This is a genomic window from Synechococcus sp. LTW-G (genome assembly GCF_054459035.1).
Window position 1 is genome coordinate 233,667 of sequence record NZ_JBTKYW010000003.1, and the last position, 24,676, is coordinate 258,342.

At 65.3% G+C, this 24,676-nt stretch carries 26 protein-coding genes; 5 read left to right on the forward strand and 21 right to left on the reverse strand.

Annotated elements, in window-relative coordinates; all coding sequences use genetic code 11:
* Window positions 1-129 precede the first annotated feature (129 nt).
* From acsF to ACXIQ9_RS07525, 8 genes are all read right to left on the reverse strand, one after another.
* Window positions 130-1,227, reverse strand: coding sequence for a magnesium-protoporphyrin IX monomethyl ester (oxidative) cyclase (acsF, locus tag ACXIQ9_RS07490; RefSeq protein ID WP_010317488.1), 1,098 nt, complete (start codon window positions 1,225-1,227; stop codon window positions 130-132).
* A 78-nt stretch (window positions 1,228-1,305) separates the two neighbouring features.
* Window positions 1,306-1,737, reverse strand: coding sequence for a DUF2996 domain-containing protein (locus ACXIQ9_RS07495; RefSeq protein ID WP_010317487.1), 432 nt, complete (start codon window positions 1,735-1,737; stop codon window positions 1,306-1,308).
* A 45-nt stretch (window positions 1,738-1,782) separates the two neighbouring features.
* On the reverse strand, window positions 1,783-2,304 hold the full coding sequence (locus ACXIQ9_RS07500; RefSeq protein ID WP_459016256.1) for a hypothetical protein: 522 nt from the start codon (window positions 2,302-2,304) through the stop codon (window positions 1,783-1,785).
* Between the two features lie 20 nt (window positions 2,305-2,324).
* Window positions 2,325-2,963 carry a flavin prenyltransferase UbiX gene (locus tag ACXIQ9_RS07505; protein ID WP_247478755.1) on the reverse strand — a complete coding sequence of 213 codons (639 nt, stop codon included), beginning with the start codon at window positions 2,961-2,963 and terminating at the stop codon, window positions 2,325-2,327.
* Window positions 2,964-2,966: 3 nt separating this feature from the next.
* A complete protein-coding gene (locus ACXIQ9_RS07510; protein ID WP_459016257.1) occupies window positions 2,967-5,282 on the reverse strand; it encodes an RNB domain-containing ribonuclease in 2,316 nt (771 codons plus the stop codon).
* Between the two features lie 85 nt (window positions 5,283-5,367).
* Window positions 5,368-5,679 carry a TMEM165/GDT1 family protein gene (locus ACXIQ9_RS07515; protein ID WP_296420617.1) on the reverse strand — a complete coding sequence of 104 codons (312 nt, stop codon included), beginning with the start codon at window positions 5,677-5,679 and terminating at the stop codon, window positions 5,368-5,370.
* Window positions 5,680-5,684: 5 nt separating this feature from the next.
* On the reverse strand, window positions 5,685-6,059 hold the full coding sequence (locus tag ACXIQ9_RS07520) for a TMEM165/GDT1 family protein (RefSeq protein ID WP_247478742.1): 375 nt from the start codon (window positions 6,057-6,059) through the stop codon (window positions 5,685-5,687).
* The gene (locus ACXIQ9_RS07525; RefSeq protein WP_459016258.1) at window positions 6,059-6,439 is read right to left on the reverse strand and encodes a YkgJ family cysteine cluster protein; all 381 of its coding nucleotides are present in this window, start codon (window positions 6,437-6,439) and stop codon (window positions 6,059-6,061) included. The genes ACXIQ9_RS07520 and ACXIQ9_RS07525 overlap by 1 nt, the downstream gene beginning before the upstream one ends.
* A gap of 92 nt (window positions 6,440-6,531) precedes the next feature.
* On the opposite strand from ACXIQ9_RS07525, the gene psb30 reads away from it, so the two are divergent.
* Window positions 6,532-6,663, forward strand: coding sequence for a photosystem II reaction center protein Ycf12/Psb30 (gene psb30, locus ACXIQ9_RS07530; protein ID WP_232197314.1), 132 nt, complete (start codon window positions 6,532-6,534; stop codon window positions 6,661-6,663).
* Window positions 6,664-6,739: 76 nt separating this feature from the next.
* Here psb30 and recJ read toward each other — a convergent pair whose 3' ends face one another.
* Window positions 6,740-8,680 (reverse strand): single-stranded-DNA-specific exonuclease RecJ, encoded by a 1,941-nt coding sequence (gene recJ / locus ACXIQ9_RS07535; protein WP_459016259.1) that lies wholly within the window; start codon window positions 8,678-8,680, stop codon window positions 6,740-6,742.
* 101 nt (window positions 8,681-8,781) lie between these two features.
* Here recJ and ACXIQ9_RS07540 point away from each other — a divergent pair, with 101 nt between their 5' ends.
* Together ACXIQ9_RS07540 and ACXIQ9_RS07545 are read left to right on the forward strand one after the other, a co-directional pair.
* Entirely contained in the window at window positions 8,782-9,543 is a 762-nt protein-coding gene (locus ACXIQ9_RS07540) for an HAD-IA family hydrolase (RefSeq protein ID WP_459016260.1), read from the forward strand.
* A complete protein-coding gene (locus ACXIQ9_RS07545) occupies window positions 9,540-9,884 on the forward strand; it encodes a DUF565 domain-containing protein (RefSeq protein WP_010317472.1) in 345 nt (114 codons plus the stop codon). Before ACXIQ9_RS07540 ends, ACXIQ9_RS07545 begins: the two co-directional genes overlap by 4 nt.
* A 64-nt stretch (window positions 9,885-9,948) precedes the next feature.
* On the opposite strand, the gene rpmF is transcribed toward ACXIQ9_RS07545, so the two are convergent.
* A complete protein-coding gene (rpmF, locus tag ACXIQ9_RS07550) occupies window positions 9,949-10,125 on the reverse strand; it encodes a 50S ribosomal protein L32 (RefSeq protein ID WP_010317471.1) in 177 nt (58 codons plus the stop codon).
* Window positions 10,126-10,213: 88 nt separating this feature from the next.
* On the opposite strand from rpmF, the gene ftsH reads away from it, so the two are divergent.
* Window positions 10,214-12,094 (forward strand): ATP-dependent zinc metalloprotease FtsH, encoded by a 1,881-nt coding sequence (gene ftsH / locus ACXIQ9_RS07555; RefSeq protein WP_459016261.1) that lies wholly within the window; start codon window positions 10,214-10,216, stop codon window positions 12,092-12,094.
* Here ftsH and ACXIQ9_RS07560 read toward each other — a convergent pair.
* From ACXIQ9_RS07560 to thrC, 3 genes are all read right to left on the reverse strand, one after another.
* On the reverse strand, window positions 12,053-13,036 hold the full coding sequence (locus ACXIQ9_RS07560; RefSeq protein ID WP_459016262.1) for a cupin: 984 nt from the start codon (window positions 13,034-13,036) through the stop codon (window positions 12,053-12,055). The two genes, ftsH and ACXIQ9_RS07560, sit on opposite strands and share 42 nt — an antisense overlap.
* A 90-nt stretch (window positions 13,037-13,126) precedes the next feature.
* Entirely contained in the window at window positions 13,127-13,402 is a 276-nt protein-coding gene (locus ACXIQ9_RS07565; protein ID WP_459016263.1) for a MoaD/ThiS family protein, read from the reverse strand.
* A gap of 40 nt (window positions 13,403-13,442) precedes the next feature.
* Window positions 13,443-14,723: a threonine synthase gene (gene thrC / locus ACXIQ9_RS07570; protein ID WP_296416059.1), complete on the reverse strand. Its 1,281-nt coding sequence runs from the start codon at window positions 14,721-14,723 to the stop codon at window positions 13,443-13,445.
* A gap of 127 nt (window positions 14,724-14,850) precedes the next feature.
* Here thrC and ACXIQ9_RS07575 point away from each other — a divergent pair, with 127 nt between their 5' ends.
* Window positions 14,851-17,733 carry a UPF0182 family protein gene (locus tag ACXIQ9_RS07575; protein ID WP_459016264.1) on the forward strand — a complete coding sequence of 961 codons (2,883 nt, stop codon included), beginning with the start codon at window positions 14,851-14,853 and terminating at the stop codon, window positions 17,731-17,733.
* 53 nt (window positions 17,734-17,786) lie between these two features.
* Here the strand turns inward: ACXIQ9_RS07575 and fba are convergent, their stop codons facing one another.
* From fba to leuB, 8 genes are all read right to left on the reverse strand, one after another.
* Window positions 17,787-18,860: a class II fructose-bisphosphate aldolase gene (fba, locus tag ACXIQ9_RS07580; protein ID WP_459016265.1), complete on the reverse strand. Its 1,074-nt coding sequence runs from the start codon at window positions 18,858-18,860 to the stop codon at window positions 17,787-17,789.
* A 49-nt stretch (window positions 18,861-18,909) separates the two neighbouring features.
* A complete protein-coding gene (locus tag ACXIQ9_RS07585; RefSeq protein WP_296416057.1) occupies window positions 18,910-20,019 on the reverse strand; it encodes a Gfo/Idh/MocA family protein in 1,110 nt (369 codons plus the stop codon).
* Window positions 20,020-20,037: 18 nt separating this feature from the next.
* Complete coding sequence (locus ACXIQ9_RS07590) at window positions 20,038-20,448, reverse strand: hypothetical protein (protein ID WP_247479710.1); 411 nt, start codon at window positions 20,446-20,448, stop codon at window positions 20,038-20,040.
* Window positions 20,449-20,453: 5 nt separating this feature from the next.
* Complete coding sequence (gene accD / locus ACXIQ9_RS07595; protein WP_459016266.1) at window positions 20,454-21,329, reverse strand: acetyl-CoA carboxylase, carboxyltransferase subunit beta; 876 nt, start codon at window positions 21,327-21,329, stop codon at window positions 20,454-20,456.
* Between the two features lie 35 nt (window positions 21,330-21,364).
* The gene (locus ACXIQ9_RS07600; RefSeq protein ID WP_296420622.1) at window positions 21,365-22,207 is read right to left on the reverse strand and encodes a prepilin peptidase; all 843 of its coding nucleotides are present in this window, start codon (window positions 22,205-22,207) and stop codon (window positions 21,365-21,367) included.
* A complete protein-coding gene (locus ACXIQ9_RS07605) occupies window positions 22,207-22,473 on the reverse strand; it encodes a hypothetical protein (RefSeq protein WP_296416054.1) in 267 nt (88 codons plus the stop codon). The genes ACXIQ9_RS07600 and ACXIQ9_RS07605 overlap by 1 nt, the downstream gene beginning before the upstream one ends.
* 118 nt (window positions 22,474-22,591) lie before the next feature.
* Window positions 22,592-23,494 carry a phosphoribulokinase gene (locus ACXIQ9_RS07610; protein WP_247478728.1) on the reverse strand — a complete coding sequence of 301 codons (903 nt, stop codon included), beginning with the start codon at window positions 23,492-23,494 and terminating at the stop codon, window positions 22,592-22,594.
* Window positions 23,495-23,572: 78 nt separating this feature from the next.
* Window positions 23,573-24,655: a 3-isopropylmalate dehydrogenase gene (gene leuB, locus ACXIQ9_RS07615; RefSeq protein ID WP_459016267.1), complete on the reverse strand. Its 1,083-nt coding sequence runs from the start codon at window positions 24,653-24,655 to the stop codon at window positions 23,573-23,575.
* Window positions 24,656-24,676: the final 21 nt, after the last annotated feature.

The window sequence follows — 24,676 nt, forward strand, 5'->3', positions numbered from 1 at the left end:
GAGGCAATCACGCGGGTTATTGACGGTTGGGCATGGATGGCAGCGGGCCATCACGGTCCTAGCAAGAAGGCCCTGGCCAAAGCGACCAGGGCCTAACCCCCTACAGGGGAACTGCGAATGACGCAGGAATCAGCGAACGGCGGGCTGGTAGTTCTCGCTGCGGATGGGGTTCGTGAAGAACAGCTTGGCCATCTCGGCACCGTTGGCGACCCAGTAGGGCAGCTTGCGCAGAACCTTGAGGGGAGCTGGGGCGTTGCCTTCATCAGCAGCGCTGAGTTTGTCGTTGTTGCGCACCAGGCGCTCAAGACGCGTATAGAACTTCGGATGGTCGACGTTCAGGACCACGGGGAAGACCCGCGCGGTGGTCTCGTTGGTCTTGGCGATGACGTACTTGTCGTACTCGCGGGCATCGAGGCCGAGGGCTTCGTAGAACTCCTTGCGAGCCACATCCCGGACGTACATCGTCGCGAACACGGCCAGCAGGAAGAAGCGACACCAGAGGCGAGCACGCAGGCCGGTGACGCTCTTGGGCTGCGCCTTCATCAGGGCATCGAAGAAGTCGCCGTGGCGGTTCTCGTCTTGGCACCAGTTCTCGAAGAAGTTGAAGATCGGGAAGATCTTGCTGTCGGGGTTCTTCTCGAGGTGGCGGAAGATGGCGATGTAGCGCCAGTAGCCGATCTTCTCGCTCAGGTAGGTGGCGTAGAAGATGTATTCGGGCTTGAAGTACGTGTAGGCCTTGTTGGCGGTGAGGAAGCCGAGGTCGAGCTGCAGACCGAAGTCGCTCATCGACTTGTTGAGGAAGCCAGCGTGGCGGGCCTCATCGCGGGCCATGTGAGCGAAGCACTCGGCCAGCAGGGGGTTGCGCTCTTTGATCCGACGGCTCAGTTCCTTGTAGAGCAGGAATCCGGAGAACTCGGAGGTGCAGCTCTGCTCGAGGAACTCGACGAAGACCTTCCGGGTCTCGGGATCGAGTTTGTCGGCGGCGCCTTCGAACTCCTCGTTGCGAACGAAGTGATGGCGGTTGTAGTCCTTGCGGAACTCCTCGCAGATGGCTTCCAGCTCATCGGCGTTGGGGCTGAGGTCCATGGCAGCCATGGCCTCGAAATCCGTGGTGTAGAACCGCGGAGTCAAGATTGTGTCCTTCACCGGATCCTTCGTGGCCGGTGCATTGGGCGTGCCGATGGCTGTTGCGGCGTCAGATGAGGCAACGGCGGTGGGAGGCACCATCGGGCGGCTTGAACGGAGCAAAACCCATCGTAGGCGGCTTTGGTGCCAGCCCGTTGAAGGGCTTCATCACTCGCAGGTTTAGTTGGCCCCGAGCCATTTCTGACCATTCAGACGCTGCACCAGCCGTGAGACCAGCAGCGCTTGGGTCATTTTTTTCTCGTCAATCAAAAATGACTCCAGCAGGCTCGGTTCGCTGCCGGCTTCAGCCAGGGCGATGGTTTTGGCGGAGCTGATGGAGTCGCTGGTGAAGCAGAGCCAGAAGCGTCGTCCATTGGGGAGGCTGCCCTTCACCTGCCAACAGCTGCTGCCGACCACGGGCATGGGCCCCTGCTCAAAGCTCAGGTTGCAGTCGCTGGGGCCGCCGTAGGCCTCGATTTCCTTGGCCAGAGCCGGAATCAGCAGATTCGGGACAAACTCCGCGAAGGGCTTGTCTTCCGGGGCCGGAGGTTTCGCCGCCTTGGCTGGCTTGGCGTCTGCGGCGCTTGCTGCGGGTTGGGCGGAATCGGTCACCGGTGCAGGCCTCAATCCAGACGTTGGCTGAACTTTAGGGAGTGCTCACCACTCCTCTGAGCTGCTGCTTCCCCAATCGTCAGGATCGGGGCTGCTCGCCGCAGGTGGGGGTGTCGCGCTGGCGCTGCTTTGGCCGCGCTGGATGACGCGAAAGGGAACGGACACCGTTGGGGCGGGATCGGCGGCCCCGCGGCTGGGGCCAGCCCAGGCCGTTTGCGGGCGTTCTGGCTCAGCCTCGACCCCCCAGTCATCCCGCTCGGGCGCTGCTCGCCGTTGGCGCTCTTCAGCTGGTGGGCTGAATCCCCCCCAGGACTCCGGCTCAGGGCGGCGGCGAACGGAGCGCCGGGGCAGGATTTGGGGTCCTCCGCCCTGCAGAGCCAAGGCTGCCCCGGCCGCGCTGAGGCCCGCCCCCAGGCTGGATGCCCCGGCGATCCAGAGGCCCAGGGGCAGGGCGGGTGAGGTCCAGGTGAGGACGCGCACGGCCACCACTGGCTTGGGGTTCACCGCTCCCACGACCAGGGTCGCCAGCAGTGGCGAGAGCAGCGGCAGCAGCAGGATGCGTTTCAACACAGGGGCGATGGAGTGCCTCAGGGCTGGATCGGACCGGTCCAGCGCTGCAGCTGACCGAGCTCATAACCGAGGCAATCGAACACGCGGATCACCAAAAAGTCCACCATCTCCTCCAGGGATGTCGGCTGGTGATACCAGGCGGGGGCGGGGGGGGCGATCCGCGCTCCCGCCTCGGCCAACGTGGTGAGGTTGCGCAGGTGGATCAGGTTCCAGGGGGTTTCCCGCGGGCAGATCACCAGCGGCCGGCCTTCCTTGAGATGGACATCCGCGCAGCGCTCCATCAGATCGGTGGCGACCCCTGAGGCGATTCGCCCGACAGTTCCCATGGAGCAGGGAAGGATCACCATCCCGCGGGTGCGGTGGCTGCCACTGGCGATGGCCACGGATTGATCATTCCAGCGGTGGCAACGCAGTTCCCCGCTGCTGCAGCCGAGGCGTTCGCGCCAGAAGGCTTCCTGGGCGGATGGCTCGCTGGGGACCCGCACACCGAGTTCGGCTTGCCAGACGCCGATCGCTCCGCGACTGACAATGAGATCCACGGATTCCCCGGCCAGAAGCAACAGCTGGAGGGCCCGCTCGGCTAGGGGTTGAGCACTGGCTCCGGAGACGGCCAGAACGATGGGCAGCGGCGCTGCCTGGGCGCTGCTGTCGCTCAAGGTTCAGTCCTCGCCGTCCGCGTCAGTGTCGCTGGAGTCGTCGGGGCTGAACTCCTCGTAACCCTCCGGCAGGACCACGGCCAGATCGATCTGATGTCGCAGGACATCGACCTTTTGGATGGTGACTTCCACCTGGTCGCCCAGCATGTAGGCGCGGCGGTTCTTGCGACCCACCAGCTTGTTCTGGCGGGAGCGGTACTCGTACCAGTCGTCCTTCAGGGAGCTGACGTGCACCAGGCCCTCGACGTGGGACGGGGGCACTTCCACGAAGAAGCCATAGCTCTGCACGCCGCTGATGGTTCCGGTCAGGGTTTGGCCCACAAGCGGTTCGGCTTGACGGGCCTGGGCCATGGCCAGGGCGTCGCCCTGGAGTTCGCTCACAAAGCGGCCGCGCTCGTTCAAGCGATGCAGCAGTGCTCCTGTGAGGGCCTCCTCGACGGGGGAGAGCTGGCTGGCGGTCAGCAGGGGCCAGTCGATCACCCCATGGCTTTCATCGGAGGTGATGTCGACGCGGGTTTTGTGCCGCACGGAGGGACGATCTTTCCCCTCACTCATCAACAGCACCAACAGGTGCTGGTTCCAGAGGTCGGCGTAGTGCAGGGCCGCACAGCACCAAGGGGCGTAGGCCTTGTCCTCTGCAGCCAGGGTGTTGCTGCCGGGCTCTGCACTGAGGCTGACGGGTTTCAGGGGGTCCCGCAGTTGCTGTTGCAGCACCCGGGCGCGGTCGCTGGCGGCGAAGGCCACGGCCAGCTCCTGGGCGCTGGCGTTGCCATCGGCGGAGAGTTCGAGGGGGATCTCGAGGGCCAGAGCGGCTTTGGCCACGTCGTTCAGGGCCTCGGCATCGGGCGCACCATTGAGGGCATAGATCGCGGGGAGCTCCAGAGCGGCCATGTGGCGGCCTAAGGCCCGGTGAGCCTGGAGGACCATCTCCCGCAGCAAGCCGGCTGTGGAGAGGGCTGGATCCAGCTGAACCATCCAGCCCTGGCGGCGCTCATCCGGTTCGGGAATCGCTAGCTCCGCGAGCCCCTCCAGGTTGGGGATGCCCAGGTCCAGATCAATCGAGCCCTGACTCAGGCGGTTCTGCCGGAGGGTCTGGGCCAGGGCGATCAGCTGCTCCAGCAGGGGCAGTTGATCCTTGAGCCCCTTCAGGGCGGCAGGGGTTGTGCGCGCCTTCGGTTTGCGATCGGCCAGGGCCTGCAGGGCTTTGGCGTCAACCAGCCCGTCGGCTGAGATGGTGCTGCGGCAGAAGCGGAAGTGCTCCAGCTGCCCTTCGGCGTTGAGATCGAGGGCCACCGAGAGGGCCGCAGCGGGCGTTCCGGTTTTGAAGGCCGCTGCTTTGGTGGTGGCGCTGGGCAGGTAAGGCAGCCAGCTTTCACCGACGCAGAGCGCTTCACTCCGCTCCCGCAGGAAGAGGTCCAGGGCGCTGCCAAAACCCACCCGTTCAGCAATGGCAGGGGCGTGCACCCAGAGCCGCTGGCCGTTCTCCAGGGATTCCAGGGAGATCGCTGGCAGGAGTGGCGCTTCAGCACTGCCCCAGAGCTGCAGAACAAGCGTGGGTAGAGCGCTCAGGTCATCCCGGGATTTGAGGTCGAGGGCCTTGGCCGTGCTCTTCGGTGCGGCCGGCAGCTCCCGCAGACCGTGTTTGGTCAGCAGCAGATCCAGATCAGCCTCCGGTCCGGCATTGACCGCAAGGCTGCGGGCGACGTGGCCCTCGGGGGCGAGTTGCCCCACGGGGTAACGATCGACCTTGACCTCCACCACGGCTTCGGTGGCGGGTTTGAGGTGCTCGCTATCTCCAGCTGGCAGGTTGATGGCCGTCAACAGACGGTCGTCCAGGGGGACCGCCACCAGGAGGTCGTTTTGCTGCTCCACCTGGGCGAGGAGGCTGGTGGTGTTGCGCTGCAGGATGCATTGCACCCCACCCTCCGGTGAGCGCCGCCGCCCGCCCTCACGGGTGACTCGAACCAGGACCCGGTCACCGTTCCAGGCGTGGTTGAGCTGGTTGTCGCGGATGTAGATGTCTTCGCCACCGTCCTCGCGCAGGGCGAAGCAGAACCCTTTGCTGCTGCAGCGAAGCCGGGCTTCGATCAGGCCCTCGTCCTCGACGCGACTGATGCCCTCGTCGGCTTCCTCGAGCACCCCAGCGCGGGCGAGGGCGGTGAGGGCGATGCGCAGCTGTTCCTTGTCGGCCTTGGTGCTCAGGCCCAGTCCTTTCTCAAGCTTGCTGAGGCTGAGGGGCTCCTGCTGCGGGAGCTGCTCGATGAGGTCCGCGACCGTGAACTTCATGGCTGTTGGGGTGGGCTTCTGCGGAGCGGACAAGCCCAAATGAGGTGGTGGTTCTGCGTGCCCCAGGCATCACTTGAAGACGGCCAACGCCTTCGAGTGCTGCTGAAGCCTCACCATCCTACTCAGCGTCCTGGGCGATTTCCTCGGTTTCTTCGTCCTGCCCGGCTTTTAAGAGCAGACGGCCGCCGATCACGAGAAATCCCACTGAGGCGGCCAGCTGCAGGGCATCGGTCGGGATGACGGCGGAGAGGGACCCCCCGGCGCCTGCCCCCAGCAGGCTGGCGAGAACCAGAGCGCTGGCACTGCCGGCGAAGACGGCGCCGCTGCGGCTCGAGGTGCCGCTGATGGTGACGATCGCCAGTTGGGTCTTGTCGCCCAACTCAGCCAGGAAGACCGTCAGGAAGGTTGAGGCCAGGAGAGGGAGCTGCATGGCAATCAGGCCAGGGGGAACATGCTGACGGCGGCCTGCCGGCCGAGCCAAAGACCGAGGGCGATCATCAAGATCCCGGCCAGGCGTTCGAGTTGACCGGGGGGCAGGACCCGCGAGAGCCAGCGCCCGAGGACGACCCCCACCAGGCTGGAGCTGATCAGGGCTAGGGAGGCGCCAATAAAGACCAAGACCGGACGGCCTGATTCCGCCGAGAGCAACAGCGCAGCCAGTTGGGTCTTGTCGCCCAACTCGGCGAGGAAGACGGTGGTGAAGGTCGTCAGGAAGACCGCGCCAAAGCTGGCGGCCTTCTCCTCTTTTTTGGATTGCGGTTGCGTGGATTCCGGTTGAGGCGTGTCGCTGCTCGGGGCGGACTCAGGCATTAGGGCTGGCGATCGTTGTCTTCAGCGGGCTGGCGGATCGCCTGCTCGAAACGCTTCATCACGATGCCACGACCGCCGTGTTCGCAGCGGATCTGCTGCCGGCAACAGGCGATGGCGAAGTCGTTGGCCTCCTCGGAGGGCACGTCGAATAGCTGGGCCAGGTTTTCGACGCGGCAGAAGACCGGCCGTTCGTCGTAGATGCGGCAGGTACTGGAGCCGGTGTCGAAGTGGATGCACCAGCCGTCCGGCCCGACCATCGAGAGATAGAGCTGCTGCTGCTCCTCGTCCAGCGCGTCGAGGGCTTGATTGCGCTCCCCGGGGTCCAGGCGGCAGCAAGAGCCGCAGCCGCTGATGCAGCGCCATTGAAGGGTCTCAGCCATGGTTCATCCCCAAGGCGCTGTGACAACCCGTCACAGGAGCGATCCCTGCGGGGGCGGCGTCGGCCCGTCTGCTTTTAGGCTGCTGCAAACACGTGCAGCTCCCGAGCCGTTCTCCCATGGGAATCGACTTCCACCTGATCGCCAACTTCGCTGCCCTGTTCCTGATCACCCTGGTCGGCCCGGCCGTGATCTTCATCCTCTTCTACCGCCGCGGCGCCCTCTGATCGGAAGGGTCTTAGGCCTCCCCCTCATCGACACGCTTGGCCCCCTGGAGGTTCTCTTCAGGGGGCTTTGTTGTCTCTAGGCCGCCAGTCCCATCGCCCTGGCTGCGTCTTGAACCAGGGCCTTCACATAGGGGTGTTCCGCCTTCGGGTGATCGATCTGAAGGGCTTCCAGCCGGCCCTGCTGGGCTTCGCCCCGGAGTTCCTCCCCATCGGCGTTGCGAATCACCACGACGTTGCCCTCCCGCCGCACCCAGTAACTGCGCTCCTGGCGTTGGAGCACCAGCGCTTCTCCGCTGCTGGGGCGGATGCCCACCACCTCGAGTTGAAGGCTCTCTTCGCCGTTCCAACGGTTGAGCCTGAGGTGATAGGCCACATCCACCTGCTTCGGCAGCAGATGGCCAACCGCTCCCCAGCGCCAGGCCATGGCCCGCACCCGCGCTTCGCCCTGGCGCAGGCTGAGCTGAAGGTGACCACCCCGCAGCTCCCGCTGTTGGTTGATCGTGCAGCCACAGCTCCAGAAGAGAGGGGTGGGATTGCCAATGCCGAAGGGCTCCAGCCGTTGCAGCTCTCGCCAGAGGGGTCGGTTGATCTGCTCCAGCTTCAGCAGGGCCTCGGGCATGACCAGCTGCAGGCCCTCCCGCTCGCGCCAGACCTGCGCCAGGTCGTTGAGCCGTTCATGCAGGGCCGTGACCCGCTCGGCCTTGACGGTGAAGCCCCCGGCGGCGGGGTGGCCACCAAACCGCTCCAGCAGATCACCGCAGGCCTGGAGGGCGGCATCGACGGCAAAGCCCTTGGGTGCCCGCACCGAGGCCCGCATCCGGCCATCCCCCTCGGCGGCCAGCAGGGCGACGGGGGCGCCGTAGTGCTCGACCAAACGGGCCGCCACGATGCCAATCACGCCGTGATGCCAATGGCTTTGGGCCAGCAGTAGGAACGGACTGCGCTGGTCTCCATCCGCTTCGGCCAGGGCGCGTGCCTCCGCCTCGATGGCATCACAGAGCTCCCGGCGTTGGCGGTTCAAGCTCTCGCATTCCCGGGCCAGTTCCAGGGCCTGCTCCGGGTCATCGGTGGTCAGCAGATCCACCACCAAGCGCGGATCCCCCAGCCGTCCGACGGCGTTGATCCGGGGGGCGAGTTGGAAGCCAACGGCACCGGCATCGATCGGCGCATCGTCGAGACCGGCCACCTGCTGCAGGGCCTGGAGCCCCGGCAGCGGACTGTCCTTGAGCCGTGGCAAGCCGTCCATCAACCAGCGGCGATTGACCCCCTGCAGCGGAGCCATGTCGGCGATGGTGCCGATGCAGAAGAGGTCCAGGGCCATGGCCAGAGCCTTGGCTGAGCGGTTGGCCTTGGCCAGGGCGCCGGCGAGGATGTAGGCCATGCCCACCCCGGCCAGGCCCCGGTAGGGGGAGTCCTCCGGGGTGCACTGCGGGTGCAGTAGGGCGCTGAGGGGCGGCCGTTCCTCGGGAATGGTGTGGTGGTCGGTGACGATGACCTCGAGGCCAAGCGTGTGGGCGCGCTCGAGGGCTTCCCGGGCGGAGACACCGTTGTCCACGGTGACCAGCAGTCGAATGCCCTCAGCGGCCAGCTCCTCCACCATCGAGACATTCAGCCCATAGCCATCGGACTGCCGGCTTGGGATGGCCGCTTGCGGTTGCGCCCCTAACTGCTGCAGGACACCGATCAGGAGCGCCGTGCTGGTCATGCCATCGGCGTCGTAGTCGCCGCAGATCGCCAGGCGTTCGTTGGTTTTGCAGGCCTGCTTCAGGCGCTTGACCGCCAGGCCTAAGTCGGAGAAGTGGTGCTTGGGATCGGGGGCATCCGCGGGGTTCAGCAGTGCTTCGATCGCGGCAGCACTGCCAAAGCCGCGTCGGCTGAGCAGGGCAAGGATGGGTTCTGAGAGTCCCAGGGCCTGCACGTCACCGGGGAGCTCCTCGAGGGCCACCGCAGCGGGAAGCTGCCAGTTCTGTTGCAGGCGCTGGTCGAACAAGCGTTGCTCTGGAGACTCGAGGAGCACGCTTGCGGTTCGTCAGCTTGCATTCTGAGCCGTGAGCAGGCTCTGTCCAGGCCCTGGCGTCCAGCTCCCTTAGCCTCACCCCAGCATTCGGCAGCCCCTTGGTGCGACTGGCCCCCGAGGCTCTTCTTTGGGACGTGGATGGCACCCTCGCCGAGACGGAGCTGGATGGCCACCGCCTGGCCTTCAACCGCGCCATGGCCGAGGCGGGACTGCCCTTTCACTGGGACCCATCCACCTATCTCCCGTTGCTGCGGGTCACCGGTGGCCGGGAGAGGATGGCTGTGTTTTTGGAGCAGCAGGAGGGCTGTCGCCCAAGCGATGAACGGCTGGATGCCCTGCAACACTCCAAGCAAGCCCACTACAGCCAACTGGTCGCAGCGGGTGAGATTCAGCTCAGGCCCGGTGTCCTGCGGTTGATGGCCGCTGCCGCGGCAGCGGGTCTGCCCCAGGCCATCGTGACCACCAGTGGTCGATCGGCGGTGCAGGCCCTGCTGGAGCGTCAGCTGCCGGACCACCGGGACTGGCTGGCCTTCTGGGTGTGCGGGGAAGATGTCAGCGCCAAGAAACCGGATCCCCAGGGCTATCAACTGGCCTTGGAACGCCTGGGCTGTGCCGCCGAGGGCGTCCTGGCCCTGGAGGATTCCGGCCACGGGGTGACTGCCGCCCATCGGGCCGGTTTGACGGTTCTGGCCACCCGCAGCGCTTCCAGTTCCCATGAACCGGCGTCCCATTTCGCGGCGGCAGCGGCGCTGCTGGATGGGCTGGGGGATCCCGATGTGCCCTGTCAGGTCCTGCGCGGCCCGGCTTGCCCTGAGGGCCAGATCACGCTGTCCTATCTGCAGCGACTGTTTCCAGGCGGATGACCCGGATGCCCATTCAGGCCACCCGCTTTGATCGCCTGCAGCGCCAGGGAGCGCAGTTGCTCTGGGGCTCGTTTCAGGGCAGCTGGCGTCGCCGCAGTGCTGGCCTCCTCGCCCTGCTGTTCGGCTTCTATGCCGGCCAGAACGTCACCAGCTGGTGGCTGCAGACCATTGGTCAGCGCCCCTTGGTGGTGCTCTCGGTGGTCGTGCTGCTGGAGATGGTCGTGCGTCTGCGCACCCGAATCGTCCAGGGACGTCCGCCGTTGGGATGGCTCGTGCTCGACAACCTGAGGATCGGCCTGGTCTATGCCGTGGTCCTGGAGGCGTTCAAGCTGGGATCGTAATGATCGAATCAGTGGAGCTCTGCCGCTTCAAGTGAGGCGGCAGAGTCCGATTTGAGGCCTGCGATCAGGCGTCGTCGCCGTCTTCTTCAGCCACGGGATAGACGAAGCCCTGGGCACGGCCGCTCAGCACAGCCTTGCCGATGGAGAGAGCCTTCTGTGCTGCCACAGCAGCCTTGCCTTTCCAGGTGGCGTGGCGCTGGTTCCGCTTGCCCTTGGACGTTTTCTTCTTGGGAACAGCCATCCCGCTTACCTAGTCAGCCAAACCAAGATCTTCCCTTGTCGTCTTTCCTTTCGTCAAATCGCTAAGCTCCAGCCAACGACAGATTGATGTGAGCAGCGGCGCGTCTCCGAGTCAGCTAGCGCAGCAGGTGCCCTCATCCCAAGCGTCCCCCGCCCCTGAGTCCAGGCGTTCAGAGCTTTGGCGCGATCTCGGCATCAGCCGCCCGGCGCCCCCCAGCTACAGCCAACTGCTGACCCAACTGCGCAGCGGCAAGGTCAAGGAACTGTTGCTCTCCCCAGGCCGCCGGGAGGTCCAGGTGACCTACGCCGATGGCAGCCGTGCTGAGGTGCCGGTCTTCAGCAACGACCAGGTGTTGCTGCGAACGGCCCAGGAAGCCCAGGTGCCGCTCACGGTTCGCGACGACCGTCAGGATCGTGCCACCGCCAGCCTGGTCTCCAACGGTCTGCTGCTGCTGCTGCTCTTCGCGGGCTTGGCTCTTTTGATTCGTCGCTCCAGCCAGGTTGCGAACCGAGCGATGGGGTTTGGCCGGAGCAAGGCGCGGATGGCGGAACCGGAAGCTGCGGTGGCTGTGCGCTTTGAGGATGTCGCCGGCATCAACGAAGCCAAGGAAGAGCTGCAAGAGGTGGTGGCCTTCCTGAAGGAGCCAGAGCGCTTTACGGCCGTCGGGGCCCGCATTCCCAAGGGGGTGCTGTTGGTGGGCCCCCCCGGCACGGGCAAAACCCTGCTGGCCAAGGCCATTGCCGGTGAAGCCGGTGTGCCCTTCTTCTCGATGGCCGCCTCGGAATTTGTCGAACTCTTTGTGGGTGTTGGCGCCAGCCGGGTGCGCGATCTGTTCCGGCAGGCCAAGGAGAAGGCTCCCTGCATCATCTTTATCGATGAGATCGATGCCGTTGGACGCCAGCGGGGCGCCGGGATCGGTGGAGGCAATGACGAGCGTGAGCAGACGCTCAACCAGCTGCTCACGGAGATGGATGGCTTCGCCGAAAACTCCGGGGTGATCCTGCTGGCGGCCACCAATCGGCCCGATGTTTTGGATGCCGCGCTGATGCGTCCCGGTCGCTTCGATCGGCGGATCCATGTGGACCTGCCGGACCGCCGCGGGCGCGAGGCGATCCTTGCGGTTCATGCCCGCTCCCGACCGCTTGAACCTGAGGTCTCCCTGTCGGATTGGGCCAGCCGGACCCCTGGCTTCTCCGGGGCTGACCTGTCGAATCTGCTCAACGAGGCGGCGATCCTGACGGCCCGGCGCGAGCGGCAGAGCATCAACGATGAGGCCATCAGCGATGCCCTTGAGCGCATCACGATGGGTCTCACGGCCGCGCCGCTTCAGGACAACGCCAAGAAGCGCCTGATTGCTTATCACGAAATTGGCCACGCCCTGCTGGCCACCCTGCTGCCGAAGTCGGATGACCTCGACAAGGTGACCCTGCTTCCCCGCTCCGGCGGAGTCGGTGGTTTTGCCCGCACGATGCCCGACGAGGAGGTCCTGGATTCGGGCCTGATCAGCAAGGCCTACCTGGAGGCGCGGATGGTGATGGCCATGGGCGGCCGTGCAGCTGAATTGGTCGTCTTCGGACCGAGCGAAATCACCCAGGGCGCCTCGAGTGACCTGGAGATGGTCAGCCGAATCGCTCGGGAGATGGTGACGCGCTATGGCTTCTCGGCCCTGGGCCCCCTATCCCTGGAGGGCGAGGGCTCAGAGGTGTTCCTGGGCCGCGATTGGTTGCGCTCAGAACCCCATCACTCCCAGAAAACCGGGAACCGCATTGACGCCGAGGTTCAGCAGCTGGCCCGCCGCGCCCTCAGCCAGGCGGTCTCCTTGCTGGAGTGCCGCCGGGAACTGATGGACGAGTTGGTCAATCTGCTGATCGAGCGCGAAACCATCGAGGGGCCTGAGTTCCGCGCCGTGGTCGAGCGGGCCGGCGAGCTAGGCGAAGCGAATATCGAGGCTGCGCAGGTAGGTCTGTAGGCCGGCGTCCTGAATCGGCAGCAGGTAGGCGGGCTGACCGCTTCCATTCACATGGGAATGCCAGTAGCCCGGTGGGGTGATGAAGGCACCACCGGCCTGCCAGTCGATCCGCTCGGGATTGCGGATGGTGCCATCGGCGTTGAGGTCGGTGCCCACCAGGGTGTAGACCCCAGGCTGGCAATCGATGATCAGATCAAGGGCTACCGATTGATGGCGGTGGGGCGCTTGGGTTGCCCCGTCAGGAACGATGCCGTACATCGCCCAGAGCACATGGGTGACCGTGCGGGTGCTGGGTAGATCGCGGTTGGCCAGCAGCAGGCTGATGCGGTTGCTGCTCGCGCTCCCCGGTTGCTGAGCCAGTTTGAGCAGCTCAGAGCGCAGCCATTCGGCGCGGTAGTGGGTGGCTTCGAAGCGCGGCTGGCTGGGCACGACCCCCAGGTAGCTCAGTAGGGGGGCGTCATGCACCCAGTAGAGAACGCTGGTGCTGCTGGCCTCAAGCAGCGGGGTGCCGCCTGAGGGCAGCACGAACAGATCGCCCTCGCTCCAGTGGATGCTGGTGTCCTGCTCGGCCTCACGGCCATGGCAGACGCCCGTGCCGGAGAGCACAAAGAAGAGGGAACTGGTGGCGCTTGCCGCGGCACGGACGCCCTCTCTAGCTTCGATGCGGATGAAGTGGGCTGCGAGGCCGGGGCTGGTGGCTGGGCCGGTGGTGCCTAATTCAGCGCTGAGGTCCAGCGGAATGATTCCACTGGGACCGCTGCCATGGAGTTCAGGCCCCCAGCTGCGATAGGGGATCGGTTCGGTGAGACCCCTGCGGATCGGATTGGCCGCCTGTCGGTAATCAAACAGCAGGGCCTTGTCGGCCACAGGAAAGTTTTGGTTGTCCTCAGCCTGGACGCTGAGCCGAAGATCCGCTGATGGACGATCGGGGGTTTGAGTCATCGGGTGACACCAGGTCCAGGGAGAGGTGGCTCTGGGGCGAGCCTGCATGCATGAGTGGCTGGCTGCTGCAGGAATCGCTACAGCGCAGGATCAGCCCCCAGCGACGGCGGGAACGATGCTGACTTCGTCCCCATCATTGAGGGGGGTGGTTTGGTTCTCGAGGAAGCGAATATCCTCGCTGTTCACGTAGACGTTCAGGAAGCGGCGCAGTTTGCCGGCCTCATCACAGAGGCGTCCCTTGAGACCGGGGTAACGGCCATCGAGCGCGTCAATCAGGCCATCGACGCTGGAGGCGTCCAGGGAGACGCTGGCCTCATCGTTGGTGAACTTCTGAAGGGGGGTCGGGATCAGGACCTGAACGGGCATGGCGGGGAGTGGAAGGGTGTGGACTGGCGGTCGGTCGTGATCAGGCCTGCGCTTGATCGGCCTGGGCTTGCTTCCAAGCGGTGTTGAAGGCGTCGAGTTGTGCCTCGATCGTGTAGGGCTTGCCAATGGCATCCACCACGGCCTCGGTGGTTTTGAGGCCGTTGCCAGTGATGTAGGCCACGGTGCGCTCTTCAGGGTTGATCTTGCCCTGCTCCACCAGCTTCTTCAGGACGGCGATGGTGGTGCCGCCTGCGGTTTCGGTGAAGACGCCCTCGGTTTCAGCCAGGAGCTTGATGCCTTCAACGATCTCGGTGTCGTTGACGTCGGTGATGTTGCCGCCCGTGCGGTTGGCAATGTCAATGGCATAGGGGCCATCGGCCGGGTTGCCGATGGCGATCGACTTGGCGATGGTGTTGGGCTTCACCGGGGTGATGAAGTCGCGGCCCTCGCGGAAGGCGGTGGCGATGGGGTTGCACCCCTCGGCCTGGGCGCCGCTGAAGCGCACGGCCTTCTCCTCCACCAGTCCGCACTTGATGAATTCGTCGAATCCCTTGCGGATCTTCGTGAAGAGGGAGCCGGAGGCCAGGGGCGCGACGATGTGGTCGGGCAGTTCCCAGCCCAACTGCTCGATCACTTCGTAGCCGAGGGTCTTGGAGCCTTCGGAGTAGTAGGGGCGCAGGTTGATGTTGACGAAGCCCCAGCCGTAGGTGTTGGCCACCTCAGAGCAGAGGCGATTCACCTGGTCGTAGTTGCCCTTCACCGCCATCAGGGTGGGGTTGTAGATCAAGGTGCCCAGCACCTTGCCCAGCTCCAGGTCGCTGGGGATGAAGACGCAGCACTCCAGTCCGGCGTGGGCGGCAATGGCGGCGGTGGAGTTGGCGAGGTTGCCGGTGGAGGCGCAGCTGACGGTCTTAAAGCCCAGCTCGCGGGCACGGGTCAGGGCCACTGAAACCACCCGGTCCTTGAAGGACAGGGTCGGCATGTTGACGCCGTCGTTCTTGATATAGAGGCTCTTGAGGCCCAGGCGCTTGGCCAGGTTGTCGGCCTTCAGCAGGGGGGTGAAGCCGGTACCGACATCGATCGGATCCCCTTCGATCGGCAGGAAATCGCGGTAGCGCCATATGGAGGCCGGACCGGCTTCGATGGTGGCGCGGCTGACACGGTTGCGGATCGCCTCGTAGTCGTAGACCACCTCGAGGGGACCGAAGCAGACGTCCTCACAGACGTGACGTGCCCCAGGGTCATAGGCCTGCCCGCATTCCTTGCAGCGCAGTCCGGTGAAGGTCGGCCCAACGCTGGAGCGGGAAAGGGTTGCGGTCAAGTTCAGATCCTGAACGTTGGGACGAAATTAGCAGCGCCAATTCACCGGCAGGTTTAAACCCGACCTGCAGGATCGGGTATCTCTAGGTTTGTCTTGAGATCCCCCGTGGCGGCTTGACCGGTCGGTTGTGCTGCCTAGTCTCGGCCAGGGATCGGCTCGGCTTGTGCAGGTATCGGTTCAAGGCCTCAAGCGGCTGTTGCGCTGGCTGGCCAGTGCTGCCCTGGTGCTGGGTTTGTTGGTGCTTCTGCCGCGCCTGGTGATCGAGGCGCAGTGGTTTGCGCAGTTCGATGCCCTCACGGTGGTGCTGCGCCGCTGGTTGTTTCAGTGCCTGGCCTTTGCCCTGGTCCTGGGGTTGGGCCTGCCGCTCCAGCTGCAGCAGCTGCGCCGTTGTTGGCGCCTGAGGCAGGAGGCCCCGCGCAAGCAGCTGCGGGAACGCCCCTTGGCGCCCCTCGCCAGCGGTCCGCTGGTGGCGGTCTTGACCGGCCTGCTCCTGCTGCTGGTGATGGGCCTGAGCTATCTCTTCCTGCAGGCCCGGGGCCTGATCCTGGATCCCTTTGGCGGTGAGGTCATCACCGGCCTCTCGGTCCTGGCGGATCTGCCGCCAGCACTGGTGTTCGGCCTGGCGGTGGTCCTGCTCCCCTGTCTGCTGCGGTGGCCCTACAGCACCCTGCGGATCAGCCTGGCGGCCGCCCTGGCCGGCTCGGCCACGGCCTGCGCCCGTGGTTGGAGCCTCTGGCTGCCGGGTCTGCTGGCCGTTCCGTTTGGCGAGGCCGACCCGCTGACGGGCTTTGACCTGAGCTTCACGGTGCTGCGCCTGCCGGCCCTGCACCTACTGGTCAGCCTGGTGATCGCCCAGGTCCTGATTGGATTTGTCGGCTGCCTCTGGCTGACTTTCTCGGAAGGGACCTCACTCACCGATCTGCGCTTTCCAGGGTTGAGCCGCGAGCAGCAACGGGTGCTGCAACCGCAGTTGGCGGTCTTGGCCCTGATGGCGGCCCTGAGTTACGGCCTCAGTCCCTTTGACCTGATGGTCGAAGGCAGTGGGGTGGCTTCGGGGGCTGGCTTTGTTGACCTGCACATTCGTCTTCCCCTGCGGCTGCTGTTGGCCCTGCTGCTGTTGATGAGTGGCCTGGGACTGCTGGTGCCGGTGCCCCGGTCCTGGTTTCGCCGCGCGGCGATGTTGCCCCTGCTGGTGTCCGCCTGCCTGCTTCCGATCGTGGAATGGGGTCTTGCGCCCCTGGTGCAGCGGGTCTGGGTGCAGCCCCGGGAGCTGCAACTGGAGACCCCCTATCTCAGGCGCGCCATTGCGGCGACGCGCCGGGCCTTTGGCCTCGAGGCCGTGCGGGAGTTGGATCTCGAGCCCAAACAGCAGCTCAGCGCTGCCGACCTCAAGAGCGCCGAGGGCACCTTGGCCAACGTGCGGCTCTGGGACAGCGGACCCCTGCTTGAGGCCAATCGCCAACTGCAGCAACTGCGGCTCTATTACGACTTCCCCTCCGCGGCCGTCGATCGCTATCCGCTGAATGCCGACGCCAGCGCGCTGGGCTCCCAGCAGGTCCTGATCGCTGCCCGGGAACTGGATTCCTCGGCGCTGGCCAAGGGCTCCCGCACTTGGCTCAACCGCCATCTGGTCTTCACCCACGGCTACGGCTTCACGGTCTCGCCGGTGAACGTCTCCGGCAGCGATGGGCTGCCGCTGTATTTCGTCAAGGACCTGGGCCGCAGCGGCCGGGTTCAGGCCCTGCCCCAGCTGGGCCAGAGCCAGAAGCGCGTGGAGCAGTTCCTGCCGGTGGGACGCCCGCGGCTCTACTTCGCCTCCGCTCCCGCTCCCTACGCGATTGCCCCCTCCCAGGTGCGGGAGTTCGACTACCCCGAGGGCGATCTCAACGTCTATTCCCACTACGACGGGCAGGCGGGGGTGCCAATCCACGGGCCCCTGGATCGCCTGATGGCGGCGATCTACCTGAATGAGGTGCGGCTGCTCTTCACCGGCTCTCTGACCCCCTCCTCCCGCCTGCTGGTGCGCCGGCAGGTGAACGAGCGTCTGCAGGCCCTGGCTCCGTTCCTGCGTTTTGAGAGCAAGCCCTATCTGGTGACGGCCCGCGTCGAGGACGACCCCGATTACAGGCCCGAGCACCACCAGTACTGGATGCTCGACGGCTTCACCGAGAGCCGCAGCTACCCCTATTCAGACGCCAACCCCGATGGCATTCGCTACTTCCGCAATCCCGTTAAGGCGGTGGTCAATGCCTACAACGGCGATGTCTGGCTCTATGTGAACGATCCGAACGACCCGGTGCTGCGGACCTGGCAGAAGGTCTTCCCGGATCTCTTCCGTCCCCTCTCAGCGATGCCCAAGGCCTTGCTGGCCCACATCCAGGTCCCCAAGAGTCAGTTCAACATCCAGGCCGAGCGCCTGCTGCGGTACCACGTCACCGACGTGCGCACCTTCTACAACGGTGATGACGTGTGGGCCCTGCCGCTGGAGATCTACGGCGATGCCTCGGCTCCCGTCCGTCCGTATCACGTGACGATGCAGCTGCCCGGTGAGCAGCGTCCTGAGTTTGTGCTGCTGCTGCCCTTCACGCCTCTGAAGCGCCCAAACATGGTGGGCTGGCTGGCGGCCCGAAACGACACCCCCAATTACGGCGAGCTGTTGTTGGTGCGCTTCCCCCAGCAACGTCTGCTTCTGGGACCTCAGCAGATCTCGGCCTTGATCGAGCAGGACCCGGCCATCAGCTATCAATTTGGCCTCTGGAATCGCGTCGGCTCCCGCCTGCTGCGGGGCAATTTGTTGGCGATGCCCGTTGGCCAGGGCTTGCTCTATGTCGAGCCGATCTATCTGCAGAGCAACAACAATGCCCTTCCCACCCTGGTGCGTGTTGTGGTCACCGACGGGCGACGCTTTGTGATGGAGCCCACCTTTGATGAGGCCCTGGCGCGCCTGGTTTCGGTCCAACCCAATGGGGGCATGCGCGCCTTGACCCTGCCCCAGCCGGTCCTTCCCTGAATCAAAAAAAAAGGGGCCCCGAAGGGCCCCGGTCATTCAGTGCGACGACTGAATCAGGCGGCCACAGCGGACTTGGGGTCCAGTTCGCCCTTGGCGTAGAGGCCGGCGTAGTAGTTGATGTCGCGCTGCTTGATCTTGCTGGCGTTGCCGGCACACCAGAACTGCTGGTAGCGATCGAGGCAGACCTGCTTCATGTAGGCCCGGGCAGGCTTGTTGAAGTGGCGGGGGTCGAAGTTGGCGGGATCCTTCATCGCGGCTTCACGCACAGCGGCGGTGAAGGCCAGGCGGTTGTCGGTGTCGATGTTGACCTTGCGGACACCGTTGCGGATTCCTTCCTGGATTTCCTCGACGGGCACGCCGTAGGTCTCGGGGATGGCGCCACCGAACTTGTTGATCATCTCCAGCCATTCCTGGGGCACGGAGGAGGAGCCGTGCATCACCAGGTGGGTGTTGGGGATGGCCTTGTGGATCTCAGCGATGCGGCTGATGGCCAGCACTTCACCGGTGGGCTTGCGGGTGAACTTGTAGGCGCCGTGGCTGGTGCCGATGGCGATGGCCAGGGCATCAACCTTGGTCTTGGCGACGAAGTCGGCAGCCTCAGCGGGGTCGGTCAGCAGTTGGCTGTGGTCGAGCTTGCCCTCGAAGCCGTGGCCGTCCTCGGCCTCGCCCATGCCGGTCTCCAGGGAGCCCAGGCAGCCCAGCTCACCCTCAACGCTCACGCCGATGGCGTGGGCCACGTCCACCACTTCCTTGGTGACAGCCACGTTGTACTCGTAGCTGGCAGGGGTCTTGGCGTCGGCTTCCAGGGAGCCGTCCATCATCACGGAGGTGAAGCCGTTGGCGGCAGCGCCGAAGCAGGTGGCGGGGCTGTTGCCGTGGTCCTGGTGCATCACGACGGGGATGTCGGGATAGGTCTCAACGGCAGCCAGGATCAGGTGGCGCAGGAAGTTCTCACCAGCGTACTGACGGGCGCCGCGGGAGGCCTGAAGGATGACGGGGCTATCGGTCTCATAGGCAGCCTCCATGATCGACTGCACCTGCTCCAGGTTGTTGACGTTGAAAGCAGGGATGCCGTAGCCGTTTTCAGCGGCGTGGTCGAGCAGCAGCCGAAGCGGAACGAGCGCCATGGGGACACCAATAAGGGATTGGCGGGGATCCTAACCGGCGCCTTTTCCTTTAAACCCTGGCCCTGAGTCCAGCATCCGCAGATTCCAGTGCCAGATCGCAAACCCGCTGGCTCGAGAAGGCTTCCGCGAGCCCGGGCACAACGGGTCGGCCCTCGATGGCGGCCTCGGCCCACCACTGGGTGATTCGGCGGACGGCGGCGAGACGGCCATCGGGCCAGGTCTGGGGGAAGGCCAGGCTGGGATCGGGGCTGATCTCCTCGAGGGCCCCGCTGCTGCCGGAGCGCCAAAGTTTGAAGCCGTGGACGTAGTCGCTTTGGTTGCTGGATCCCAGCACCAGGCTGCCTTCGCTGCCATAGACCTCGATCCAATAGCCCCGACCTGGACGGGTCACCGAGCCCAGTGCCACCTGTGCAGGGATCGAGCGGCCCTGGTGGTCCTCCAGCTCCAGTTGCAGCAGGGCGATGTCTTCGGCATCCACGGCCGCCATTCGCCCACTGCCATCGGCCAGGGGGCGCTGGGGAATGGCCATGCTGCGCTGGGCACTCAGGCTGCGGGTCGGGCCAACCAGCCAATGCAGGGTGTCAAAAGCATGGGTTCCGAGGGATCCCAGGACTCCACCGCCGGCGGCCCGCTGGGAATACCAGTTCCAGGGACGGCTGGCGTCCGCCCGACTCCCCATGAGCCAGTCCAACTTCACCAGCCAGGGCGTGCCGACGGCGCCGTCCTGCAGGAGCGCGGCGAACTGTTGAAATTCAGGCACGCCGCGGTATTCGAAGTCCACGGCCACGGTCACCCCGGCCTGGAGGGCCTGGCGCTGGAGGGTCTCCACCTGGGCGGCCTCCAGGGCGACGGGCTTCTCGAGCAGCAGGTGCTTCCCGGCGGCAATGGCCGCCTGGGCCAGGGCGAAGCGCGGTTCAGGGGGCGTGGCGATCACCAGGGCATCCACCCGGGGATCGGCCAGCAGGGCATCGAAATCGCTGAAGCCTGGGAGGTCGTGGCTGCGGCAGGCCTGATCGAGCCGCTCGCTGCGGTGGTGCCAGAGGGCCACCGGTTCAGTCAGGGGGCAGTCCCGCAGGGCGGGGAGGTGCACCTTTTCGCCGAATCCCAAGCCAACAAGGGCCACCCCCAAGGGACGCTGTTGGGTGCTGGATCCGGTCACGGCGGCTCGGCGTTGCTGTTAGGAGCCTGCCAGGAGCTCTTCCCCGGCGGCGCAGACCGCTTCGATGGTGGATTCGATCAACCCGTCATTGGCGGAGGCCTGCCACTGGCTTCCCCATTGGGGCAGTCCATTGACCGAGGTGTCGCGGTAGAGGCGCTGCGCGCAGTCCAGCTCCATCACGTAGAGGCTGCTGGCCGGGGGGCGGACCTCCTTGCCATCGGCACCCGCCTCCGGGGTCGGGGGTTGGAAGCGACTGAGCACCGTCAGATTGCCGTTCTTGTTCAGGCGCAGGCTGCCGCGATCCCACCACTGCTGTCCTTCGCTGGTGACGGGCACCTCCTGCCAATCCACCGGGCCCGCGAAGACCGGCTGGGGAAGGCCACTCAGCAGGACCAGCCCCAGCAGGAGCCCGCAGACGGCGCCAAGGATTCGCTTCACGCGGCGACCGCTTTGCTGTAGCCGTGCATCCTCAGCAGGCTGACCAGGGTGCTGCGCAGTTTGGGACGGGGAACGATGTGATCGACAAAACCGTGGTCCTGCAGGTATTCGGCCGTTTGGAAATCGTCCGGCAGCTTCTCCCGAAGGGTCTGCTCGATCACGCGCCGGCCCGCGAAGCCGATCAAGGCCTTGGGTTCCGCCAGGATCAGGTCGCCGAGCATCGCGAAGCTGGCGGTGACGCCACCGGTGGTCGGGTGGGTCAACAGGGGCAGATAGAGCAACTCAGCCTTGCGGTGGCGTTCTAGGGCCCCGGAGATCTTGGCCATCTGCATCAGGGAGAGCATCCCCTCCTGCATGCGGGCACCACCAGAGGCGCAGACGATCAAGACAGGCGCGCGCTTGGCGGTGGCGGTTTCGATCAGGCGAGCCAGCTTCTCCCCGACCACCGATCCCATCGATCCGCCCATGAAGCGGAAATCCATCACTCCGAGGGCCATCGGAATGCCCTCAACGGTGCACATCCCGGTGATGACGCTGTCTTTGAGGCCGGTGGCGCGCTGGGTGTCGCGGATGCGGTCGGCGTAGCTGCGGCGATCCTTAAAGGCGAGGGGATCGGTGGGACACAGTTCGGTGTCGAGGGCCTCAAAGCTGCCCTCATCGACGATCAGACGGATCCGCTCCTCACTAAAGATGCGGTGGTGATAGCCACAGCCGCTGCAGACACTGGCGTTGGCGGCCAGGTCCTTGCGGTAGACCACCAGCCCGCATTCCGGGCACTTGCTCCAGAGGCCATCGTCTTCGCTGACCTCCTGGGCATTGCGCACCGCAGGAGCGGTCTTGCGGCGATCGGCAAACCAGTCGAACAGCGACATGGTGATAGCGGTCTCCGGATGGTCTGATCAGACCATTAAAGGGCGCTCCAGCCCAAGTGCTCGCCCAGCTGTTGCAGCCAGAAGCTGTTTCCAGCCATCCAGACCGCCAGTCCGCCGCCCACCAGGAAGGGGCCAAAGGGGAAGGGTTGGCCGCGCTTGAGCCGGCCGCTGAGCAGACCGACCAGACCAAAGAGCGCCCCGGAGAAGACCGCCAGGGCGACGCTCAGGCCCAATCCCGTCAGACCCAGCCAGGCACCAAGCAGGGCGGCCAACTTGGCATCCCCAAGACCCAGAGCAGGTTTCCCGAGCAGCTTCTGGCCGGCGGCGCTGGTGGCTTCAAACCCCAGTAGGCCAGCGCTGGCAGCCAGGAGATGCCAAAGCAGGAGCTGCGGCTCTGGACCACCGCTTTGGCTGAAGACCGCCAGCAGGCTGAAGACAAAGCCCAGCAGAACCCCGGCGCGGCAGAGGGGCTCCGGCAACCAGAGCTGATCCAGATCAATCAGCAGCAGCGGAAGCAGCAGGGTCACCAGACACCAGCCGGCCAGCAGCTGCAGAACGGCGGGGGCCTGCCCCAGGGCTTCAGGATGGCCCAGGGCTGCCGCCAGAAACAGACCGCCGCAGAGCAGCTCCACCGCCGGGTAGCGCAGGCTGATGGAGCTGCCGCAGTGGCGGCAACGGCCGCGTAGTAGCAGCCAGCTGAGAACCGGGATGTTCTCGCTCCAGCCCAGGCCCGTGCCGCAGTGGGGGCAGTGGCTGCGGGGCATGACCACGGACTCCTGGCGGGGATAACGCCAGGCGACGACGTTCAAAAAACTGCCGATGCACAGACCCAGCGCAGTGATCAGCAGCAGAACCGTGCTGGGAAGAGTGCTGAGCATCAGAGACCCCGGTAGGGCGAGCGGGAGGGACGGCTGCGGGACGGGCGGGAGCGGACCCAGTCCAGTGGGATGAACTGCTCCTCGGGCAGGAGCACCGGCAGTTCAAAAACCACCCGCCCTTGCCCTGGGCTCAGCACAATCCCCTGGGGCTCCAGGGCCGAGACGGAGCGCTCAAGGAACTGGAAGTAAATCCTCCGCGCCTGGGCAATCACCGCGGCGCTATTGATCCGATCCCAACGGGGTTGCGCAGATACAGAAGAACCCACCGCACCTCGAATCTCAAAGGAGAGAGGAGCTGGTGGGTTGATACGACTGGGCTGAGGAGCAACCGATGTGGGAGGACCGTGTCCGCCAGTTGCGCCCCAGCCTAGGGGTGAAGTTGGCTCAGGCCAGCTTCTTTTTCTCTTCGATCATGCGGTGAATGATCGGGGTCAGGATCAGCTCCATCGCGAAGCCCATCTTGCCGCCGTTCACCACGATCGAGGTGGGGCTGGACATGAATGAATCGTGGATCATGTCGAGCAAGTAGGTGAAGTCGATCCCCCACTTCTCACGAGCACCCTTGCGGAAGTGAATGATCACGAAGGACTCATCCGGGGTGGGGATGTTCCGGATCATGAAGGGGTTCGAGGTGTCCACGGTGGGGACACGCTGGAAGTTGATGTCGGTCTGGCTGAACTGCGGGCAGATGTGGTTGATGTAATCCGGCATCCGGCGCAGGATCGTGTCAACGGTGGCCTCGGCGGAGTAGCCGCGCTCAGCGTTGTCACGGGAGATCTTTTGGATCCACTCCAGGTTGACGATGGGCACCACGCCCACCAGCAGGTCAGCCAAGCCAGCGACGTCGTAGCCCTCGCCCTTCACGCCACCGTGGAGCCCTTCGTAGAAGAGCAGGTCGGTACCTGAGGGGATGTTCTCCCAGGGGGTGAACTGGCCGGGCTCGAGGTTGGTGCCGAGGCGGGCGTTGTGGTCAGCGGCCTCTTCCACGGAGTGGAGGTAGTAGCGCTTCTGGCCAGCGCCGGTTTCGCTGTAGCTGCGGAAGAGCTCTTCGAGCTTGTCGAACAGGTTGGCCTCAGGGCCGAAGTGGGAGAAGTTCTCGCCCTTGGCCAGGGCCGCGCCCATGGCCTCTTTCATGGCGGCCCGCTCGTAGCGGTGGTAGCTATCGCCTTCCACCACCGCAGGGGTGATCCCCTCGCGCTTGAAGATGTGCTCAAAGGCACGCTTCACAGTGCTGGTGCCTGCGCCGGAGGAACCGGTGACAGCAACAACCGGGTGACGCTTCGACATGCGCAGGGATCGGTGGAACTAGCGGCGAGTTTGGCAGGTCGCGTGGCCAATCCCGCCGATCCGTTGATCCCTGTTGCTTTAGGCCTCGAGGGCGGCCAGCAGTTGATCGCCCATGGCGTTGCAGCCCAGTTGGGTGCAGCCCTCGGCCATCAGATCACCGGTGCGATAGCCCTGGGCCAGGACCCGGTCCACGGCCTGCTCGAGGGCGGTCGCAGCGGCGTCTTGCTGGAGACCCACGCGAAGCATCATCGCGGCGCTCAGCACCATGGCCATCGGGTTGGCTTTGTCCTGGCGCGCAATGTCGGGGGCAGAACCGTGGATCGGTTCAAACAGGCCAGGGCCGCTTTCGCCTAGTGAGGCTGAGGGCAGCATGCCGATGGAGCCGCTGAGCATCGCGGCCTCATCGCTAAGGATGTCGCCAAAGAGATTGCTGGTGAGCAGCACGTCGAACTGACGGGGGTTGCGCACGAGTTGCATCGCGGCGTTGTCCACGTACATGTGGCTCAGCTCCACGCCCGCATAGCTGCTGGCGTGGAGGGCCTCGACGCGATCGCGCCAGAGTTGGCTGACATCCAGCACGTTGGCTTTGTCGACGCTGCAGAGGCGGCCGCTGCGCTGCTGGGCAATGTCAAAGCCCACCTTGGCGATGCGATCGATCTCATCATCGAAATAGGCCATGGTGTTGAAACCACGCACCCGGCCGTCGGCCTCAACGCGGCCCTTCGGAGTGCCGAAGTAGACGCCCCCGGTGAGTTCGCGAACCACCATCAGGTCGACCCCCTCGATCACCTCGCGCTTGAGGGTGGAGGCATCGATCAGCGCCGGGATGATCTTCACCGGACGCAGGTTGGCGAAGAGCCCCATGCCGGAGCGCAGGCCCAGCAGCCCGGTCTCCGGGCGCTTCTCGCGGGGCAGGGTGTCGTATTGCGGCGAGCCGATGGCGGCGAGAAGCACGGCATCGGCGGCCTTGCAGGCCTCGAGGGTGCTCGCGGGCAGGGGTTCGCCGGTGGCGTCGATGGCGCAGCCCCCCATGGGCTGCTCGTTGTAGACCAGCTCAAAGCCGTGGCTGCGGCTGACCGCGTCCAGCATTTGGCGGGCCACCGCCGTGATCTCAGGACCGATCCCGTCACCGGGGAGCAGGGTGATCCGGAAGCTGGTCATCGACGTCCGCCTGGGCTTCGG

Coding starts and splice junctions, on each gene's coding strand:
- acsF (WP_010317488.1), bottom strand. CDS start 1,227: ATGGTGCCTCCCACCGCCGTTGCCTCATCTGACGCCGCAACAGCCATC.
- ACXIQ9_RS07515 (WP_296420617.1), bottom strand. CDS start 5,679: ATGCAGCTCCCTCTCCTGGCCTCAACCTTCCTGACGGTCTTCCTGGCT.
- ACXIQ9_RS07520 (WP_247478742.1), bottom strand. CDS start 6,059: ATGCCTGAGTCCGCCCCGAGCAGCGACACGCCTCAACCGGAATCCACG.
- ACXIQ9_RS07525 (WP_459016258.1), bottom strand. CDS start 6,439: ATGGCTGAGACCCTTCAATGGCGCTGCATCAGCGGCTGCGGCTCTTGC.
- ACXIQ9_RS07545 (WP_010317472.1), top strand. CDS start 9,540: ATGACCCGGATGCCCATTCAGGCCACCCGCTTTGATCGCCTGCAGCGC.
- rpmF (WP_010317471.1), bottom strand. CDS start 10,125: ATGGCTGTTCCCAAGAAGAAAACGTCCAAGGGCAAGCGGAACCAGCGC.
- ACXIQ9_RS07560 (WP_459016262.1), bottom strand. CDS start 13,036: ATGACTCAAACCCCCGATCGTCCATCAGCGGATCTTCGGCTCAGCGTC.
- ACXIQ9_RS07565 (WP_459016263.1), bottom strand. CDS start 13,402: ATGCCCGTTCAGGTCCTGATCCCGACCCCCCTTCAGAAGTTCACCAAC.
- fba (WP_459016265.1), bottom strand. CDS start 18,860: ATGGCGCTCGTTCCGCTTCGGCTGCTGCTCGACCACGCCGCTGAAAAC.
- accD (WP_459016266.1), bottom strand. CDS start 21,329: ATGTCGCTGTTCGACTGGTTTGCCGATCGCCGCAAGACCGCTCCTGCG.
- ACXIQ9_RS07600 (WP_296420622.1), bottom strand. CDS start 22,207: ATGCTCAGCACTCTTCCCAGCACGGTTCTGCTGCTGATCACTGCGCTG.
- ACXIQ9_RS07610 (WP_247478728.1), bottom strand. CDS start 23,494: ATGTCGAAGCGTCACCCGGTTGTTGCTGTCACCGGTTCCTCCGGCGCA.
- leuB (WP_459016267.1), bottom strand. CDS start 24,655: ATGACCAGCTTCCGGATCACCCTGCTCCCCGGTGACGGGATCGGTCCT.